The organism is Modicisalibacter sp., from assembly GCF_055145905.1.
In genome coordinates this window covers 46,009-63,862 of record NZ_JBSREH010000013.1, presented here as the reverse complement: position 1 = coordinate 63,862, position 17,854 = coordinate 46,009, and the positions used below count along the sequence as shown (strand labels likewise).

13 protein-coding genes and 1 CRISPR repeat array are annotated in these 17,854 nt (G+C 67.6%); of the genes, 6 read left to right on the top strand and 7 right to left on the bottom strand.

The genetic code is table 11. The annotated features are described in order from the left end of the window. Positions 1-140: 140 nt before the first annotated feature. Positions 141-4,990: a CRISPR direct-repeat array (repeat unit 29 nt; unit sequence CCGATCCCCGCAGGCGCGGGGATAACCCG). A gap of 380 nt (positions 4,991-5,370) precedes the next feature. The 3 genes from ACTCB7_RS04955 to ACTCB7_RS04945 form a co-directional block, all read right to left on the bottom strand. Then, the gene (locus ACTCB7_RS04955; RefSeq protein WP_463005770.1) at positions 5,371-5,547 is read right to left on the bottom strand and encodes a hypothetical protein; all 177 of its coding nucleotides are present in this window, start codon (positions 5,545-5,547) and stop codon (positions 5,371-5,373) included. Positions 5,548-5,602: 55 nt separating this feature from the next. Further along, positions 5,603-5,806, bottom strand: coding sequence for a hypothetical protein (locus tag ACTCB7_RS04950; protein WP_463005769.1), 204 nt, complete (start codon positions 5,804-5,806; stop codon positions 5,603-5,605). Between the two features lie 248 nt (positions 5,807-6,054). Then, positions 6,055-6,363 carry a hypothetical protein gene (locus ACTCB7_RS04945; protein ID WP_463005768.1) on the bottom strand — a complete coding sequence of 103 codons (309 nt, stop codon included), beginning with the start codon at positions 6,361-6,363 and terminating at the stop codon, positions 6,055-6,057. Positions 6,364-6,545: 182 nt separating this feature from the next. Here ACTCB7_RS04945 and ACTCB7_RS04940 point away from each other — a divergent pair, with 182 nt between their 5' ends. Continuing rightward, complete coding sequence (locus ACTCB7_RS04940; protein WP_463005767.1) at positions 6,546-7,007, top strand: DUF2231 domain-containing protein; 462 nt, start codon at positions 6,546-6,548, stop codon at positions 7,005-7,007. Between the two features lie 48 nt (positions 7,008-7,055). On the opposite strand, the gene ACTCB7_RS04935 is transcribed toward ACTCB7_RS04940, so the two are convergent. Continuing rightward, entirely contained in the window at positions 7,056-7,682 is a 627-nt protein-coding gene (locus ACTCB7_RS04935; protein ID WP_463005766.1) for an OmpW/AlkL family protein, read from the bottom strand. A 220-nt stretch (positions 7,683-7,902) separates the two neighbouring features. Next, positions 7,903-9,729, bottom strand: a complete 1,827-nt coding sequence (gene typA / locus ACTCB7_RS04930) for a translational GTPase TypA (protein ID WP_463005765.1) — start codon at positions 9,727-9,729, stop codon at positions 7,903-7,905. A 179-nt stretch (positions 9,730-9,908) separates the two neighbouring features. On the opposite strand from typA, the gene ACTCB7_RS04925 reads away from it, so the two are divergent. Beyond that, positions 9,909-10,529, top strand: a complete 621-nt coding sequence (locus ACTCB7_RS04925; RefSeq protein WP_463005764.1) for a Spy/CpxP family protein refolding chaperone — start codon at positions 9,909-9,911, stop codon at positions 10,527-10,529. 10 nt (positions 10,530-10,539) lie between these two features. Here the strand turns inward: ACTCB7_RS04925 and ACTCB7_RS04920 are convergent, their stop codons facing one another. Next, positions 10,540-11,529, bottom strand: coding sequence for a polysaccharide deacetylase family protein (locus tag ACTCB7_RS04920; RefSeq protein ID WP_463005763.1), 990 nt, complete (start codon positions 11,527-11,529; stop codon positions 10,540-10,542). A gap of 81 nt (positions 11,530-11,610) precedes the next feature. Continuing rightward, positions 11,611-12,171 (bottom strand): glycosyltransferase family A protein, encoded by a 561-nt coding sequence (locus ACTCB7_RS04915; protein ID WP_463005762.1) that lies wholly within the window; start codon positions 12,169-12,171, stop codon positions 11,611-11,613. A gap of 559 nt (positions 12,172-12,730) precedes the next feature. On the opposite strand from ACTCB7_RS04915, the gene glnA reads away from it, so the two are divergent. The 4 genes from glnA (at position 12,731) to glnG (ending at position 17,598) form a co-directional block, all read left to right on the top strand. Next, positions 12,731-14,140, top strand: a complete 1,410-nt coding sequence (gene glnA / locus ACTCB7_RS04910; protein WP_463005761.1) for a glutamate--ammonia ligase — start codon at positions 12,731-12,733, stop codon at positions 14,138-14,140. A gap of 130 nt (positions 14,141-14,270) precedes the next feature. Continuing rightward, complete coding sequence (locus tag ACTCB7_RS04905) at positions 14,271-14,867, top strand: DUF4124 domain-containing protein (protein WP_463005760.1); 597 nt, start codon at positions 14,271-14,273, stop codon at positions 14,865-14,867. Positions 14,868-15,059: 192 nt separating this feature from the next. Further along, a complete protein-coding gene (gene glnL, locus ACTCB7_RS04900; protein ID WP_463005759.1) occupies positions 15,060-16,103 on the top strand; it encodes a nitrogen regulation protein NR(II) in 1,044 nt (347 codons plus the stop codon). 85 nt (positions 16,104-16,188) lie between these two features. Beyond that, positions 16,189-17,598, top strand: coding sequence for a nitrogen regulation protein NR(I) (glnG, locus tag ACTCB7_RS04895; RefSeq protein WP_463005758.1), 1,410 nt, complete (start codon positions 16,189-16,191; stop codon positions 17,596-17,598). Positions 17,599-17,854: the final 256 nt, after the last annotated feature.

Sequence of the window (17,854 nt, the reverse complement as noted above, 5' to 3'; positions counted from 1 at the left end):
TCGGCGCTGTATTGCCTGCGTTTCCTGCTCATGATCAGGTTCTCCTGTCGGAATGATCAGAGCTTAGCGCCTGGTCCGAATTTCGGGGTCCACTTCAGGGATAACCCGTCCCAGGGATCGACGCGCTCGAGGCCGGCGCGCCGATCCCCGCAGGCGCGGGGATAACCCGCTGCTTCTTGTTGAGCAGCTTGCGCTCGAACACCGATCCCCGCAGGCGCGGGGATAACCCGCTGCCGAGATAGTGTGACCGCGACGCGGCAAGCCGATCCCCGCAGGCGCGGGGATAACCCGCGATCGCGCACTGGGGCGACGGGAACTGCGGTCCGATCCCCGCAGGCGCGGGGATAACCCGGGCGCTGCTGGAGAGCAGCGGGCTGGTGCCGACCGATCCCCGCAGGCGCGGGGATAACCCGACCGCGCAGGCCAGCATCAAGCATCACCGCACCCGATCCCCGCAGGCGCGGGGATAACCCGGTTTCTCGTCGTCGTGATGCATTGGGCACCTCCCGATCCCCGCAGGCGCGGGGATAACCCGTGGTTCGACTCCACTACCCGCTACCAGTAAAGCCGATCCCCGCAGGCGCGGGGATAACCCGACGACTTCGTCGTTGCTGCCGACACTTTCGCCCCGATCCCCGCAGGCGCGGGGATAACCCGTCGAAGATCGTCGAGGAGCTGCCGCTGCTCACCCGATCCCCGCAGGCGCGGGGATAACCCGCGATCGCGCACTGGGGCGACGGGAACTGCGGGCCGATCCCCGCAGGCGCGGGGATAACCCGGTCCTTGCGCACCAGCTCCTGGGCACCGGCGACCGATCCCCGCAGGCGCGGGGATAACCCGCACATTGATCTGAGAAGCTCGAGGGAGTTTATCCGATCCCCGCAGGCGCGGGGATAACCCGCCCGACACCGCCTGCTCACCGAAACCCGACGACCGATCCCCGCAGGCGCGGGGATAACCCGGCTGGCACCGTGGGGCAGTTGCCCCGCAAGGCCCGATCCCCGCAGGCGCGGGGATAACCCGCCCCCACCACCCTTGCGGGCGGTGGGGGCTTCCCGATCCCCGCAGGCGCGGGGATAACCCGACACGTTCCATGAAGAAGAAGGCGACATGGAACCGATCCCCGCAGGCGCGGGGATAACCCGGCGACCGGCAAGCAGCTGGTAGCGGTAGGCAACCGATCCCCGCAGGCGCGGGGATAACCCGGGTTGCTGTCGGGGTTGAACGGCCCCGGTACCCCGATCCCCGCAGGCGCGGGGATAACCCGGTGACCACCGCCCCGGGGTGCACGAAGCGACGCCGATCCCCGCAGGCGCGGGGATAACCCGGCCCGTGACGCAGAACGCTAGCAAGGCAGAGACCGATCCCCGCAGGCGCGGGGATAACCCGGTGGTCCTCGAGACCGAGAACAGCGCCGAGGTCCGATCCCCGCAGGCGCGGGGATAACCCGACCAGATCTTCGCCATCGCCATGCGCGCCACCCCGATCCCCGCAGGCGCGGGGATAACCCGTGGCTCAGGCCCGCGCGGATCGTCTGTCGCAGCCGATCCCCGCAGGCGCGGGGATAACCCGCCACGCCGGAGACCTGCGACCCGGCGGCGGCTCCGATCCCCGCAGGCGCGGGGATAACCCGTGGTCGACCTCCGCGGTCATGGACTATTTCGACCCGATCCCCGCAGGCGCGGGGATAACCCGGGTCGCACCTATGCCCCGATGGTCGTCGAGAGCCGATCCCCGCAGGCGCGGGGATAACCCGGAGATCGGCATGGCCGTCGAGCGCATCCGCAACCGATCCCCGCAGGCGCGGGGATAACCCGGAGCCACCCTGGCCGCGGCCCTGGCTGCGCTCCCGATCCCCGCAGGCGCGGGGATAACCCGGGTCTCGGTTTTCCTGGTCGACTACCGTTACCCCGATCCCCGCAGGCGCGGGGATAACCCGTCGGTTGCCGGCTCGGTCTCGGAGACACTGAACCGATCCCCGCAGGCGCGGGGATAACCCGCCGCCCACCCGGTTGGCGTACATGCGCGACGCCCGATCCCCGCAGGCGCGGGGATAACCCGGCGGCAGTCGATTTGGCCGCCTGCTGAAAGGCCCGATCCCCGCAGGCGCGGGGATAACCCGGGCTCGTCGCGGCCCAGCGAATCGGCCAGGAGCCGATCCCCGCAGGCGCGGGGATAACCCGTCCCAGACGATCTGCTCCCAGGTGGTCAGCGGCCGATCCCCGCAGGCGCGGGGATAACCCGCAGCGACTGATCGCCGAGGTCATCGACCGCGACCGATCCCCGCAGGCGCGGGGATAACCCGGCAACCGGGCGAAAAAAGTCACCAGCATGGTGCCGATCCCCGCAGGCGCGGGGATAACCCGGCCAACGCCGACGCCGAAGCGTTCCTCGAGCGCCGATCCCCGCAGGCGCGGGGATAACCCGTGGCCGACCATCACCGAACTCTCGGGCAAGACCCGATCCCCGCAGGCGCGGGGATAACCCGCGACCGGCAGCAGCTCGCTGATTATGCGGAAGCCGATCCCCGCAGGCGCGGGGATAACCCGCCTGTTTTGCCCCGAATCTGTCTGGTTGGCCCCCGATCCCCGCAGGCGCGGGGATAACCCGTTCCGGGGCGGAGATGATCAGCGGGGTGACGACCGATCCCCGCAGGCGCGGGGATAACCCCGCCCGACCTGTCCCCGGCGCAACGGGCGATTCGCCGATCCCCGCAGGCGCGGGGATAACCCGATCCGGCAGCCGTCCGCCTCAACAGCCTGCTCCCGATCCCCGCAGGCGCGGGGATAACCCGGTGTGCCACAGCCAGGGCATCCTCGAAAAAAACCGATCCCCGCAGGCGCGGGGATAACCCGGCTCACCCCCTGTCCCAAATTCTCGAAGCGTACCGATCCCCGCAGGCGCGGGGATAACCCGCAATCTGCCAGCCGCGCAAAACGTGCCGGCGGCCGATCCCCGCAGGCGCGGGGATAACCCGCCTGATGCGGAGCCCACGTCATGGAGTCAGGTCCGATCCCCGCAGGCGCGGGGATAACCCGGAATGGCGCCAGAGGAATGGACGCTGGAGTGTCCGATCCCCGCAGGCGCGGGGATAACCCGCAGCGAAATGACGCAACTGGAGCGAGCGGCAGCCGATCCCCGCAGGCGCGGGGATAACCCGTCGTCCTCCCCGGTCTCTGCGCTGCACACCGGCCGATCCCCGCAGGCGCGGGGATAACCCGACACGCGCTTCCGCTCGGCGGATTACCGCGCCCCGATCCCCGCAGGCGCGGGGATAACCCGCAGCGAAGCTGCGCTTCGAGAACGAGGTGATGCCGATCCCCGCAGGCGCGGGGATAACCCGCCCGTGCCAGATGATCACAGCGACAGGGAATACCGATCCCCGCAGGCGCGGGGATAACCCGGTCGTCGCTCTTGCGGCTGATGCCGTGGCTCTCCGATCCCCGCAGGCGCGGGGATAACCCGGCTGTTGAGGCATTCAACGCCATCACTGGGAACCGATCCCCGCAGGCGCGGGGATAACCCGCGACGGAATCCTCTCGCATGGTGCGCTCAGGACCGATCCCCGCAGGCGCGGGGATAACCCGACGTCTCCCAGCTTCGAGACGATCAATCAGATCCGATCCCCGCAGGCGCGGGGATAACCCGCGTTCATTCCAGTAGCTCTTCTTGAGCGTGTCCCGATCCCCGCAGGCGCGGGGATAACCCGCCGGCTCCGCTAGGACTTGTGTCACTAACTGTCCGATCCCCGCAGGCGCGGGGATAACCCGCCGCCGACGATCTCGCCCAGCAGCGTCAGGATCCGATCCCCGCAGGCGCGGGGATAACCCGCAGTCAGGAGACCCATGGGTTAGGGCCACCATCCGATCCCCGCAGGCGCGGGGATAACCCGGGCTGGGACATCGGTTCCTCTGCGTAGGCGTCCCGATCCCCGCAGGCGCGGGGATAACCCGCGTTACTACAGCGAGCGAGAAGCCGCTGAATGCCGATCCCCGCAGGCGCGGGGATAACCCGCCCGCACTAGGCGGGCTGTGTTCGATAGTGTGCCGATCCCCGCAGGCGCGGGGATAACCCGGCGCCATCTTCATCAGCTCGAGCTGCAGCTTACCGATCCCCGCAGGCGCGGGGATAACCCGCATCTCGGCATGTTCAAGGAGAACATGGAGATCCGATCCCCGCAGGCGCGGGGATAACCCGTCGGCCTTGGTGCGCGTGATGTCGTTCTCCGGCCGATCCCCGCAGGCGCGGGGATAACCCGCCCATCGGCAGTGACTGGGCGCCGGACTGGATCCGATCCCCGCAGGCGCGGGGATAACCCGGGATCTCCTCCACCAGCCTGGTGATCGAGAAACCGATCCCCGCAGGCGCGGGGATAACCCGCAGCGAAGCTGCGCTTCGAGAACGAGGTGATGCCGATCCCCGCAGGCGCGGGGATAACCCGGTCGCCGCGGCGCGGTCCCACAGATCGAGGTACCGATCCCCGCAGGCGCGGGGATAACCCGACTGGACCCGGAGTTATGACCAGATAGCCGCCCCGATCCCCGCAGGCGCGGGGATAACCCGATCCTGATAGCTGTTGCTCAGGCGCTCGTTGTCCGATCCCCGCAGGCGCGGGGATAACCCGCGCCTCGGCCTGGCCTTCAAGGCCATGGTGGACCGATCCCCGCAGGTGCGGGGATAAGCCGTACGGGTCGATGAAGGCGCTGCCGCACGAGATCCGGTCCCCGCAGGCGCGGGGATAACCCGTGCATGGCGAAGCCCTGACCTGGTCGACCGGCCCGATCCCCGCAGGCGCGGGAATAACCCGAACACCCACCTGAGCCGCGAGGTTCGCGAGGTCCGATCCCCGCAGGCGCGGGGATAACCCGAACACCCATCTGAGCCGCGAGGTTCGCGAGGCCTGATCCCCGCAGATGCGGGGATAACCCGCTGCTGCGCAGCAAGGCGCGCAAGAACACCGCCCGGTCCCCGCAGGCGCGGGGATAATCGTTTGCGTTCGCTGCCGCCCAGACAGTCCAGAAAGCAGTTCCTGCTGTAGGAAAATACGTCTCGAGAATACGAGCGTCTTTCCACACAGGGAAAAGACGCTCATTTTTCTATCCACGCCTGATCGGGGCGGGCGGTGTAGAGGGTTGAGGATCCGATCCTTTTGCAGACGTTTCGATGGAATCGTCAGTTGCTTGCGTTCTGGCATTCAACCGTCGGTCGATATGAGCGAGAAGCAGCAGTTGCAAGGCGAGGAAGCCGAAGCAGGTGATGACACTGAGTGCCATGGGGGCGTACTCGAAGACGGCGGATGCCGCTCGTGGAGTATAGCCGGTGCGGGACGTTCGGCGAGGGCGGACAGCCCGCCGGAGCGGGCTGAGAGGTTCAGTGCTCGTCGTTCTCGAAGCGCTCGGCGGCGTGCAGCGCTTCGTCCTGGGTGTCGTGCTCGGAGACGACATTCTCGTTGTCGGGCTGGCTCTCGTCGATCACGACCCAGCCGGTGATCTTCTCGTTCATGTCACGGGCGGCGAATACCGGTTCCACACGGGCTTGTTTCTGCATGGTCGCTCCTTGCCGGAAATGATGGGTGCGGTTTTCCTCTTCGACGCGTTTCGGCTCAGGCGCCGTCGCGGGGCAGATCGCCGGCGGCCGGACGGTTGAGCTCGGTGCAGGGGCAGCCCTCGTGGATGCAGGACATACCGTCGGGGTGACCGGCTGCGCAGGCCGAGCAGCAGAAGGCCTGGCCTTCGCTCATCGCGCTCTGCTCGCTGGTGACCTGGTGTTCGCAGCCCACGCAGGCGCAGGTTCCCAGATCGGCCATCGGTGTCTCCTGTTTGGCGGATTCGCCAATCAAGGTAGTCAAGCCGCAGGGCGCTTTGCCAATCGATCGGGCAGCTTGTGGTAGGCGGCGAGCACATCGCGAAGGGCGGCACGACGAGGCTCTGAAATCGGGCGGCGTCTCGTCGCTGGCTCGAGTAACCAGCACCGCGCGACACAACAGACCGATGAAGCGCGGTGCGTCCGGCACCGCGTTTCAGCATGCGCCCTGACACGGGCGGGTGCCGAGTCTCAGCTGTCGGCGTCGGGGGCGGCCGGCTGAAAGGCCCGCTTGTCGTCGGGCAGGCGCACCATGTCGCCAAGCTCCAGATCGCCGAAGCTCTTCATGCGCTCGCCGCTGTCGGGGTCGATCAGGGCGACCACCTCGCCGATGCTGGTGGCGTCGCGGTAGGCCTCGACGCGAACGCGCACGCTGACGCCGCGGTAGCGGCCGGTGAGGATGCTGCCGGGGTGGGGCTCGCCGTAGTCGTTGGGGTCCTTGGCGTAATGCGCGCTGACGCTTCCGGTGCCCGGGGAATCCCATTCGATGTGCTTGTGCATGCAAAACTCCTGTTGCGGGTTGGGGTTACCGTCAGGGTAGCGTGCTGTTCGCGGCTCGCCCATGGGGTGGCGGATATTCGGTCGTTAAGCCGGCGTTAAGACACATGCGCTGTGCTGAGGTGGCGAAAGGACGCTAATGCGTGGCTGTGCGGCGGTCACGCCCTGGTAACGGGAGGTATCCGATGTCGATGGCCCATATTCACCCCATGCTGGTTCATTTCCCCATCGTGCTCTGGCTGCTGGCCGTGGCCTGCCAGTGTCTGGTGGTGTTGCGCGGGGAGACGTTCGAGCGACGGCGAAGCTGGCAGAAGGCGTCGCTGTGGCTGCTGGTGCTGGGCACGCTCGGGGGCCTTGTTGCGGCCGGCTTCGGCGATGCGGCCTTCGATATCGCCCGGGAGAAGGGTTTCCCCGCGGCGCCCATCGAGTCCCACGAGGAGCTGGCGATGACCACCCTGACCGTGTTCGGGCTGCTTACCCTGGTTCAGGCGGTGGTCTACTGGCGGCGCATTGCCCTCAACCGGGCGCTGTCCTGGGTCATGCCGGTGGCGGGACTGGTGGGGGTCGTGCTGATGCTGATGACCGCGGATCGTGGCGGCGATCTGGTCTACGAGATCGGGGTCAACGTCGCGGCGGCGCATCCCTGATGTGGCGCGCCGCTCCGGCCGGCATGCCGGCCGGAGCGGCCTGAAGACTCAGAAGCGGAAGCTGAGCCCGCCCATGAGCACGACCGGGTCGATCTCGACGTTGGCGTCGTAGTTCACGCCGCCGACGGTGGCGGTGGCGTCGCTGTCGATGTCGAGGTACCAGGCGGCGGCGTTGAGCGCCCAGTGCTCGTTGATCAGCAGGTCGACGCCGACCTGGGCGGCGGCGCCCCAGGAGTCGTCGAGGTTGAGCGTGCCGACATCGAGGCTCTCGTCGGAGAAGTGGGTGTAGTTGATGCCGGCGCCGAGATAGGGCTGCACGCGCGAGGCGGTGCCGCCCAGCGGGTAGTACTGCAGCGTCAGGGTCGGCGGCAGGTGCTTGGTGGAGGCGAGGTTGTCGCCGTTGAGCGCGATCTCGTGCTCGAAGGGTTGGGCGGCGAGCAGCTCGATACCCAGCGTGTCGGTGAAGCGGTAGCCGAGGGTGAAGGCGAAGGCGCTGTCGTCGCCGACGTCGACATCCAGCCCCAGGTCGCTGAAGTTGCCGTTGTCGCTCTTGGGGTCGACCTTGGCGACACCGAAGCGGGTGAACAGGTCGCCCTGGCCGTAGGCGAGGGCGGTGGCGCTGGTCATCAGGCCGCCGGTGAGCAGGGCGGCGGAAAGCAGGGCAGGGGTGCGCATCTCGGAGTCTCCTGAACAGCGGTGGATCATGGCGGCGCGATACGGCGCGCCGCCGGGATGAACCCCGCAACAATAGCCCTTCGATTTGTGTGGATATTTGCGCTGGGACAAGTTTCGGGCCCGGTCGTGCGCCGGACGATTTCGAAACCTGTTGCAGATCAAGAAACGAAAAACCCGCCGGGGCGAGGCGCCGGCGGGTTCGTCGTGAGGCAGGTGGTGCTTACTTCTTGCGGGCGCGCTTGCGCTCGTTCTCGGTCAACAGTTTCTTGCGCAGACGAATGTGGTTGGGCGTGATCTCGACGAGCTCGTCGTCGTCGATGAACTCGATCGCCTGCTCGAGGGTGAAGCGCACCGGCGGGGTGAGGACGATGTTCTCGTCGTTGCCGGAGGCGCGCATGTTGTCGAGCTTCTTGGCCTTGGTGGGGTTGACCACCATGTCGTCGGCGCGGTTGTTGATGCCCACCAGCATGCCTTCGTAGACCTCGGTGCCGTGCTCGATGATCAGCTTGCCGCGGTCCTGCAGGGCGTAGAGGGCGTAGGCCAGGGCCTTGCCGGGTACCATCGACACCAGCACGCCGTTGCGCCGTTCGATGGCGGCGTCGGGCTTGAGCGCGCCGTAGTGGTCGAAGCGGCTGGTGAGGATGCCGGTGCCCGAGGTCAGGGTCAGGAACTGGCCGCGGAAACCGATCAGCCCGCGTGCGGGGATGATGAAGTCGAGCCGCACGCGCCCCTTGCCGTCGGGGTTCATGTTGGTCATCTCGCCCTTGCGGTAGCCGAGCTCTTCCATCACCGCGCCCTGGTGCTGCTCCTCGCAGTCGATGATGACCTCTTCGTACGGCTCCTGCTGAACGCCGTCGATCTCCTTGATGATGACTTCCGGACGGCCCACGGCCAGCTCGTAGCCCTCGCGACGCATGGTCTCGATCAGCACCGAGAGGTGCAGCTCGCCGCGGCCGGAGACGGTGAACTTCTCGGGCGACTCGCCCTGCTCGACGCGCAGCGCGACGTTGTGGATCAGCTCCTGCTCGAGGCGGTCGCGAATGTTGCGGCTGGTGACGAACTTGCCGTCCTTGCCGGCGAACGGCGAGTCGTTGACCTGGAAGGTCATCGACACGGTGGGCTCGTCGACGGTCAGTGCCGGCAGCGCCTCGACGGCGTTCGGGTCGCACAGGGTGTCGGAGATCGCCAGATCCTCGATACCGGTGATGCAGATGATGTCGCCGGCTTCCGCCTGCTCGGTCTGCACCCGCTCGAGGCCCATGTGAGTCATCACCTGGCCGATCTTGCCGCGGCGGCTCTTGCCCTCCTTGGTGAGTACCGTGACCTGCTGGTTGGGGCTGACGCTGCCGCGCTTGATGCGGCCCAGGCCGATGACGCCGACGTAGCTGGAGTAGTCGAGCGCCGAGATCTGCATCTGGAAGGGGCCGTCGAGCTCGACCTTGGGCGGCTCGACGATGTCGATGATCGACTGGAACATCGGCGTCATGTCGTCGGCGAGGGCGTCCGGCTCATGGCCGGCGATGCCGTTGAGCGCCGAGCAGTAGATGATCGGGAAGTCGAGCTGCTCGTCGGAGGCGCCGAGGTTGTCGAACAGGTCGAAGATCTGGTCGATCACCCAGTCGGGGCGGGCGCCGGGGCGGTCGATCTTGTTGACCACGACGATCGGTTTCAGGCCCTGATCGAAGGCCTTCTGGGTGACGAAGCGAGTCTGCGGCATGGGGCCATCGACGGCATCGACCAGCAGCAGGACCGAGTCGACCATCGACATCACGCGCTCCACCTCGCCGCCGAAGTCGGCGTGTCCCGGGGTGTCGACGATGTTGATGTGATAGACCTCGTCGTCGGGTGCCTGCCAGCGGATCGCCGTGTTCTTGGCCAGGATAGTGATACCGCGTTCCTTTTCCTGGTCGTTGGAGTCCATGATGCGCTCCTGCCCCTCGGCCTTGCGGTCCAGGGTGCCGGACTGCTGGAGGAGCTTGTCGACCAGGGTGGTTTTGCCGTGGTCGACGTGAGCGATGATGGCTATGTTGCGAAGTTTCTCGATCACGACGGGATCCTGCAGGGAAATAAGGGGCGCATTATAGTGGCTAGCCCCCGGCCCCTGCCACCATTCGCCGCGGCTTTCGACCACTTTGTCGCTGTCTTGACCCCCGTCAAGCCGTCATGGCGCCCTTCTTTCTAGTCTGGAGAGGCACGTTTTCGAGACGACTCGCGAGGAGGTTATCGATGAAAGCATGGCTCTGGGGCGGCTTGCTGGCCGCGTCGCTGGGACTGGGCTCCGGCCTGGCACTGGCCCACGGTAACGAGGGCGGCCGCTTCGATCATGGCGGCTATGGGCCGGGCATGATGGGGGGCGGTGGATACGGCTCGGGCATGATGGGCGGCTACGGCGCGGGCATGGGGCCCGGCATGATGGGCGGCTACGGCGCGGGCATGGGTCCGGGCATGATGGGTGGCTACGGCGCGGGCATGGGCCCGGGCATGATGGGCGGTTATGGCGCGGGCTATGGCCCGGGCATGATGGACGACGATGACGATGAGGCCGGCGGCTGGTACGGCCACGGCATGATGGGCAATCCGGCGTGGCTGCAGGGGCCCCAGCGCGAGGAGCTGCGCCAGATCCAGCGCGACTTCTTCAAGGAGCAGCAGCCGCTGATGGAAAAGATGATGGAGCAGCGCCTGCGACTGCGGGAGCTGTCGCTGGACGACAAGGCGGACCCGGAACAGGCCGGCAAGGTCTATGCGGAGATCTTCCGCCTGCGGCGCCAGATGCAGGAGAACGCCCGGCAAATGCACGAACAGCTCTACCAGATGATGGAGCAGAACCAGCAGGACCAGTCGCCGTGAGTGTTCGGGCTCACAGCTGTCCGAGCAGGTAGTCGAACAGCCGCCCGGGGCTCTGCGCCAGCGGCTGGGTCAGCGGGATGCGGGGCAGGGCAAGCGGGTCGCTGCGTGGCGACAGCCAGCCACCCTGCCCGGCCAGCGCCAGGCTGACGCCGCACTGGCTGACGAGCCGCTGCAGGCGCGGGGAAGGCTGCCGGTCGGGGTAGGCGAAGATCGGCAGCGGCTCGCGACACAGCCGGGCGAGTTCCCGGCGGGCGCCCTTCACCTGGCGGCGTACGGCGTCATCGTCGAGCGGTTCCAGGTCGCTCAGACCCACGCCGCGCCCGCCGAAACGCACCAGCCCTTCGTGTTCCAGCCGGCGGATGCTGAAGGGGTCGAGGTTGTGGGGCGCGTGGCCCAGCTCGTTGTGCAGGTAGTCGGCCACGGCGGCGAGGCGGCGTGCGTCCAGCCCTTCGAGCTGGGTCAGGTAGCGGGCCAGGGCGCGGCTGTAGGCGGTGTCGGGGCTCGCCGGTGGCAGGGGTGGCCGGGGCAGGCCCGCATCGGCCAGCGTGTCGTGGATGCGCCGGGCGTCGCGCCCTTCCCACAGGCCTTCGCCGATGGTGAGGCGCCAGCTGCCGCGCGGATGACGCAGCCATCCGGTACTCAGGAACACGCTGGCGGGGATGGCGTAGTGCGCGAGCAGCGGCATGGCCACGTCCAGGGTGCTGCGCCAGCCGGCGTCGAAGGTCAGGGTGATGCGGGCCTGCGGGTCATGATGGGGCTGCAGCGCCGTGCCCAGGCAGACCAGCCGGGCGATGTCGCTGAGGTTGAGCAGCAGCCGCTCCAGGCTCTCGCGCCCCAGACACCACGCGGCGCGATGCGGCAGCCGGGCCTCGGCATCGCTGGGCAGCACGCGGGGCAGCACGAGGATCGCGCTGCGTCCCCACAGGGGCTCCGCCTGGCTGCGCCGCCAGTGGCCGCGCAGACGGCAGGCCAGGTCCTGAGCCATATCCAGGCCGTTCATGGCGTTTTCCCTCCCCGCGCGTCCGGCGCGCGACACCTCCGTGTTCCCTCAGTCTATCCCAAGCCCCGGCATCGGCACCGCTCATCCTGCCGAGCGCTGGCCGTCTCCCATGCGCCGCTGCAGCACGCTGGCATGGCAGGCGCGCAGGCGGGCCAGCAGGTCGCGTTCGGCCGTGCCTTCCAGATCCGGGTCGAAGCCGCCGACCCGTTCGAACCAGCTGTGGCGCATCGCCAGCAGCCGAATCCGCCCGCCACCGCCCGGCAGGCGTGCCAGCCAGTGAGTGGTGAGCCAGCCGTCGCTGATCAGCGCGACGACGTCCCACTGCGACGCCAGGGCCTGGTCGACCAGGGCCAGCCAGCCCGGGGGTGGGTCGGTCGCCGGATCGAGAAACGCCAGCACGTCGGCCTGGCTGCGATTGGCCACGATATTGAGGCGCTGGCCTCGGGGCCGGTCGGGCAGCAACAGCAGCCGGGCGCCGTGTGCCTCGGCCAGCCGCTCGATGCGACTGCGAGACTTGTCGACGAGCAGCCAGATCTCGTGACGGGTGGGCGTCTGGCCGAAGTCCCGCGCGAGGCCGGCCAGGCAGCGCCCCAGGCGTGCATGACCGCGGCGGGCGTCAAGGATGACACTGTAGGAATGCATAATGGCGGTCCAGTGACGGTGCCGACCGGTTGCCGTGTCGCCGGCCGCCCGAAGCACCGCGCCCTTGGCGCTCGGTAGTGGTTTGTCAGCGTGCCCTGCCGTCCCGCGCGTTGTTTGTAATAAAGCGTAGCCGGTGGTTTCAAAGGGTATCAACTTGCAGCCTGCTGATTTTGTGGCGATTCGCGGGTGGTTTTTCCCTCCGTCGATGGTTGAGATGCTCCATTGATCGTCCGGGTTTTCGCCATCTTAGGCGCATGCACTGATATGGTGCATCAATGAAAATTGATGACCTTTTGTGGTGCATTAGGTCGACGGTGAAAAATGCCGACCACACTGGGATCACCGCTTTCATTATTCGGCGAGACTGTCAGCGTCGCCTTTTATGGCGGAATTTCATTGGCTTGCGACGATAGCGATAAATGGTGCGCCATTTTGGCACGGTGTCTGCATTTCGTTTGCCAGAACGGCACGTCATGGGCAATCCTGAAGCGGCGTGCTACAACGACGCTGGACACGCAAGCCATCGATTCGAGCTATCGGCTCATTTGTGGAGGACATCATGTCTGAGAAGACACTCGCCCTGATCGAAGAACACGACGTCAAGTGGGTGGACCTGCGCTTCACCGACACCAAGGGCAAGGAGCAGCACGTCACGATTCCGGCCGGCGCCGTCGATGAAGAGTTCTTCGAGAACGGCCAGATGTTCGATGGCTCCTCCATCGAAGGCTGGAAGGGCATCAACGAGTCCGACATGATCCTGCGCCCGGAGGACGGCTCCGGCTTCCTCGACCCGTTCACCGAGGACGCCACCCTGGTGCTGCGCTGCGACATCATCGAGCCGGCCACCATGCAGGGCTACGAGCGCGACCCGCGCTCCATCGCCAAGCGCGCCGAGGCCTACCTGCAGTCCACCGGCCTGGGCGATACTGCCTTCTTCGGCCCGGAGCCGGAATTCTTCATCTTCGACGAGGTGCACTGGAAGACCGACCTCCAGGGTGCGATGTACAAGATCACCTCCGAGGAAGGCGCCTGGGCCACCGATTCCACCAGCGTGGAAGGCGGCAACCTGGGTCACCGCCCGCGGGTCAAGGGCGGCTACTTCCCGGTACCGCCGGTGGACAGCTTCCACGACATCCGCAGCGCGATGTGCAACACCCTGGAGGCGATCGGCCAGGCGGTGGAAGTCCATCACCACGAGGTGTCCAACGCCGGCCAGAACGAGATCGGCGTGAAGTTCAACACCCTGGTCAAGAAGGCCGACGAGGTCCAGCAGCTGAAGTACGTGGTCCACAACGTGGCCCACGCCTACGGCAAGACCGCGACCTTCATGCCCAAGCCGATCGTCGGCGACAACGGCTCCGGCATGCACGTCCACCAGTCCTTCTGGAAGGACGGCACCAACCAGTTCGCCGGTGACGAGTACGCCGGCCTGTCCGAGATGGCGCTGTACTACATCGGCGGCATCATCAAGCACGCGCGGGCCCTGAACGCCTTCACCAACGCCTCCACCAACTCCTACAAGCGTCTGGTGCCGGGCTTCGAGGCGCCGGTCATGCTCGCCTACAGCGCGCGCAACCGTTCCGCGTCGATCCGCATCCCCTACACCGCCAGCCCCAAGGGCAAGCGCGTCGAGGCTCGCTTCCCCGACCCGACCGCCAACCCCTACCTGGCGTTCGCGGCGATGCTGATGGCGGGCATCGACGGCATCAAGAACAAGATCCATCCCGGCGACGCGATGGACAAGAACCTCTACGACCTGCCGCCGGAAGAGGGCAAGCAGGTGCCGACCGTGGCCAACAGCCTCGATCAGGCCCTGGAAGCCCTGGACAACGACCGGGCCTTCCTCACCGAAGGCGGCGTGTTCACCGACGACATGATCGATGCCTACATCGAGCTCAAGGAAGAAGACGTCCAGCGCCTGCGCATGGCGACGCATCCGGTGGAGTTCGACCTCTACTACAGCTGCTGATCCCGCCTCCGGCCGGCGCGGTGCGCCGGGCGTGTCGCGACATGGAGCCCGCCAATCGGCGGGCTCTTTGTTTGCGTTACACTCGGACGAGACACGCGGCCGTGTCGTCACGCCATCAAGGAGGGCTCCCATGAACCGCTGCCTGCCGGCCATGCTGCTGGCCGTCTGCCTAGTAGCGGGTGCGGCACCGAGCGTCGTTTCGGCGGCCAGCGTCTATCGCACCACCGATGCCCAGGGCAATGCGGTCTTCACCGACCGACCGGTGGAACAGGGCGAGCGTGTCGAGCTGGAGCCGCTGAGCGTGCTGCCATCCGCCCCCGTGCGCGAACCCGCGGCGCGTGATGTCGAGCGCGAAACGGCCCGGCAACCGGCGAGTGCCGACACGCCGTTCATGCCCTACACCACCTTCCGCATCGAACAGCCCGAGGATGGCGAGACGCTGCCTACCGGCGCCGCCGGCAACGTGCAGGTGGCGCTGGCCATCGAGCCCGCCCTGCGGCCGGACCACAAGGTCCGCCTGCTCGTCGATGGCCGGGTCAGCCAGTCGGCGCTGCACGCGCGCGTGTTCATGCTCACGGATCTGGTGCGTGGCGAGCACACCCTGCAGGCGGAGCTGCTCGACGCCCAGGGCCGGGTGCGCCATCGCAGTGCGCCGGTGACCCTCTACGTGCAGCGCGCCAGCGTCCATCTGCCTGCCAACCCCAACAATCCCGCCCGGTCGCCCTGAGCGGCGGCTTGCTGTTCACCACACTCGACACACCGATTTCGCCACCTTGGCACAGCCCTGCACGAGCAAATGCACCATAATGGTGCGTCAAGGGGCGCGCCATCGGCGTTCATCCCGCTGAATGCCGGGTTTCCCGGCATGGCGCGCTTCTTGCAGTCCTTGTCGTGACACATCCCGCACGGGAGAGCGCCCATGTATCAACGCCTGCTGGAGAACCTGACCACCGCCGTCGTCTATCTGGACGACGCCCTGCGCGTACGCTGGCTGAACCCGGCCGCCGAGGCGCTGCTGGCGGTCAGCGAGAGCCGGGTCAGGGGCACACGCCTGGACTGTCTGGAAGGCGACGGCGGCGCCATCGCGGCGGTGCTGACCAAGGCGCTGGAGGCCCGGCATCCCTTTACCCAGCGTGAGGCCGTACTGCTGCCCGCCGGGACGGAACCGGTCACGGTGGACTTCACGGCCACGCCGCTGTCGGACCGGGAGTTGCTGCTCGAGATCGAGCCCCGCGACCGGCTGATACGTATCTCCCGGGAGGAGGCGCTGATCACCCGTCAGGAGACCATCAAGGTGCTCTCGCGGGGGCTGGCCCACGAGATCAAGAATCCGCTGGGCGGCATCCGCGGTGCCGCCCAGCTGCTCGAGCGCGACCTGCCGGACCCGCAGCTGGCCGAGTTTACCCGGGTGATCGTCGAGGAAGCCGACCGTCTGCGTGACCTGGTCGACCGCATGCTCGGCCCCAATCGCCCCGCCGGGCACGAGCCGCTCAACATCCACAAGGTACTCGAGCGGGTACGGGCGCTGCTCGAGGCCGAGCACCCGCGGGTCGATTATGCACGCGACTACGACCCCAGCCTGCCGGACCTGCACGGCGACGAGGCGCAGCTGATCCAGGCGGTGCTCAACGTCGCCCGCAACGCCGTGCAGGCCCTGGAGGAGAGCGCCGTCGACGCGCCACGCCTGACGCTGCGTACCCGGGCCCGGCGCCAGTTCACCCTGGGCGCCGAGCGCCATCGGCTGGTCTGTGAGGTGGCGGTGATCGACAACGGCCCCGGGATTCCCCCCGCGCTCCAGGAGACGCTGTTCTATCCGATGGTCTCGGGACGTGCCGAGGGCAGCGGGCTGGGGTTGTCGATCGCCCAGTCGATCCTGCACCAGCACCAGGGACTGGTCGAGTGCGACTCGCAGCCCGGTTGCACGGAATTCCGCCTGCTGATCCCGCTGGCGTGTTCCGCATGAACCGGCCGGCGTCCCATCGCGCCGCCGGTGCGCCTCTCGTGACCTGCGCCGGAGGCGCCCCCACTGTTACCCGCTGGAGGGCTTTATGACCGACGCCGCTCGTATCGTCATCGTCGACGACGACCGTGCCATTCGCTGGGTGCTGGAGCGCGCCCTGGCCCAGCCCGACCTGGACGTGACCAGCTTCGACCGCGCCGACACCGCGCTGGAAAGCCTGCTGCGCCAGCCGCCGGACGTGCTGCTCACCGATATCCGCATGCCGGGGCTGGATGGCCTGGACCTGATGGCACGGCTGCGCGAGAGTCATCCGGACCTGCCGGTGATCGTGATGACCGCGCATTCCGACCTGGACAGCGCGGTGGCTTCCTACCAGGGTGGCGCCTTCGAGTACCTGCCCAAGCCCTTCGATGTCGATGAGGCGCTGGCGCTGGTGCGCCGCGCCGTGGCGCATGCTCGCGAGCGCCAGGCGCCGGCCAGCGCGCCGGAGGGGCTGACTGCCGAGATCATCGGTGAGGCGCCGGCGATGCAGGAGGTGTTCCGCGCCATCGGGCGGCTCTCGCAGTCGCACATCACCGTGCTGATCAACGGCGAGTCGGGGACCGGCAAGGAACGGGTCGCCCAGGCGCTGCACCAGCACAGCCCGCGCAAGGCGAACCCGTTCATCGCCCTGAACATGGCGGCGATCCCCAAGGACCTGATGGAGTCCGAGCTGTTCGGTCACGAGAAGGGCGCCTTCACCGGCGCCTCGGCGCAGCGCCGCGGGCGCTTCGAGCAGGCCGACGGCGGCACGCTGTTCCTCGACGAGATCGGCGACATGCCGCCCGATACCCAGACCCGCCTGCTGCGCGTGCTGGCCGACGGCGAGTTCTATCGTGTCGGCGGCCACACCCCGGTCAAGGTCGACGTGCGGATCATCGCTGCCACCCACCAGAACCTTGAGAAACTGGTCGAGGACGGCCGCTTCCGCGAGGACCTGTTCCATCGTCTCAACGTGATTCGCGTGCATCTGCCGCGGCTCGCCGAACGGCGCGAGGACATCCCGCGGCTGGCCCAGCACTTCCTCGCCGAAGCCGCCAGGGAACTGGCCACCGAACCCAAGGTGCTGACCCGCGAGGCCGAGCAGCATCTCACCCGGCTGGCCTGGCCCGGCAACGTGCGTCAGCTCGAGAACACCTGCCGCTGGCTGACGGTGATGGCCTCGGGCCGCGAGGTACTCGTCGACGACCTGCCGCCGGAGCTGCGCGACGTCGAGGGTACCGAAGCCGCCGGCGGCGACTGGCGTGGTGCCTTCCGCGAGTGGGCCGACCGCGCCCTGGCCGCCGGCCACACCCACCTGCTGGAAGAGGCGGTGCCGGACTTCGAGCGCATCCTCATCGAGACCGCGCTCAAGCACACCGGCGGGCGCAAGGGTGAGGCCGCCGAGCTGCTGGGCTGGGGGCGCAACACCCTGACCCGGAAATTGAAGGTGCTGTTGCCGGCGCTGGCCGAGGAGTGAACAGCGACGTCGCCGTCTCATCCGTAGAAGTTGGAACGGCTGGTCTGGGGGCGCAACACCCGCTCTTTACCAGGTCCGGCAAGCTGAAGGTACTGCTGCCGGCACTGGCCGAGGAGTGAGCGGCGAGGTGTGAGAACAGGGTGGCGGGCAGCGTGGCGTAGTCCAGGGTTCCGGGGCTGTCACGAACGACCAAAGTCGCGCTTTTGCGACGCGGCTTGGCAAGGGTAGGCTCGTGTAACCAACGGCAATCCGGTTT

Excerpts from the sequence above, each read along its gene's own strand:
- ACTCB7_RS04955 (WP_463005770.1), bottom strand. The coding sequence starts at position 5,547 with ATGCAGAAACAAGCCCGTGTGGAACCGGTATTCGCCGCCCGTGACATG.
- ACTCB7_RS04950 (WP_463005769.1), bottom strand. The coding sequence starts at position 5,806 with ATGGCCGATCTGGGAACCTGCGCCTGCGTGGGCTGCGAACACCAGGTC.
- ACTCB7_RS04945 (WP_463005768.1), bottom strand. The coding sequence starts at position 6,363 with ATGCACAAGCACATCGAATGGGATTCCCCGGGCACCGGAAGCGTCAGC.
- ACTCB7_RS04940 (WP_463005767.1), top strand. The coding sequence starts at position 6,546 with ATGTCGATGGCCCATATTCACCCCATGCTGGTTCATTTCCCCATCGTG.
- ACTCB7_RS04935 (WP_463005766.1), bottom strand. The coding sequence starts at position 7,682 with ATGCGCACCCCTGCCCTGCTTTCCGCCGCCCTGCTCACCGGCGGCCTG.
- ACTCB7_RS04925 (WP_463005764.1), top strand. The coding sequence starts at position 9,909 with ATGAAAGCATGGCTCTGGGGCGGCTTGCTGGCCGCGTCGCTGGGACTG.
- ACTCB7_RS04920 (WP_463005763.1), bottom strand. The coding sequence starts at position 11,529 with ATGAACGGCCTGGATATGGCTCAGGACCTGGCCTGCCGTCTGCGCGGC.
- ACTCB7_RS04915 (WP_463005762.1), bottom strand. The coding sequence starts at position 12,171 with ATGCATTCCTACAGTGTCATCCTTGACGCCCGCCGCGGTCATGCACGC.
- glnA (WP_463005761.1), top strand. The coding sequence starts at position 12,731 with ATGTCTGAGAAGACACTCGCCCTGATCGAAGAACACGACGTCAAGTGG.
- ACTCB7_RS04905 (WP_463005760.1), top strand. The coding sequence starts at position 14,271 with ATGAACCGCTGCCTGCCGGCCATGCTGCTGGCCGTCTGCCTAGTAGCG.
- glnL (WP_463005759.1), top strand. The coding sequence starts at position 15,060 with ATGTATCAACGCCTGCTGGAGAACCTGACCACCGCCGTCGTCTATCTG.
- glnG (WP_463005758.1), top strand. The coding sequence starts at position 16,189 with ATGACCGACGCCGCTCGTATCGTCATCGTCGACGACGACCGTGCCATT.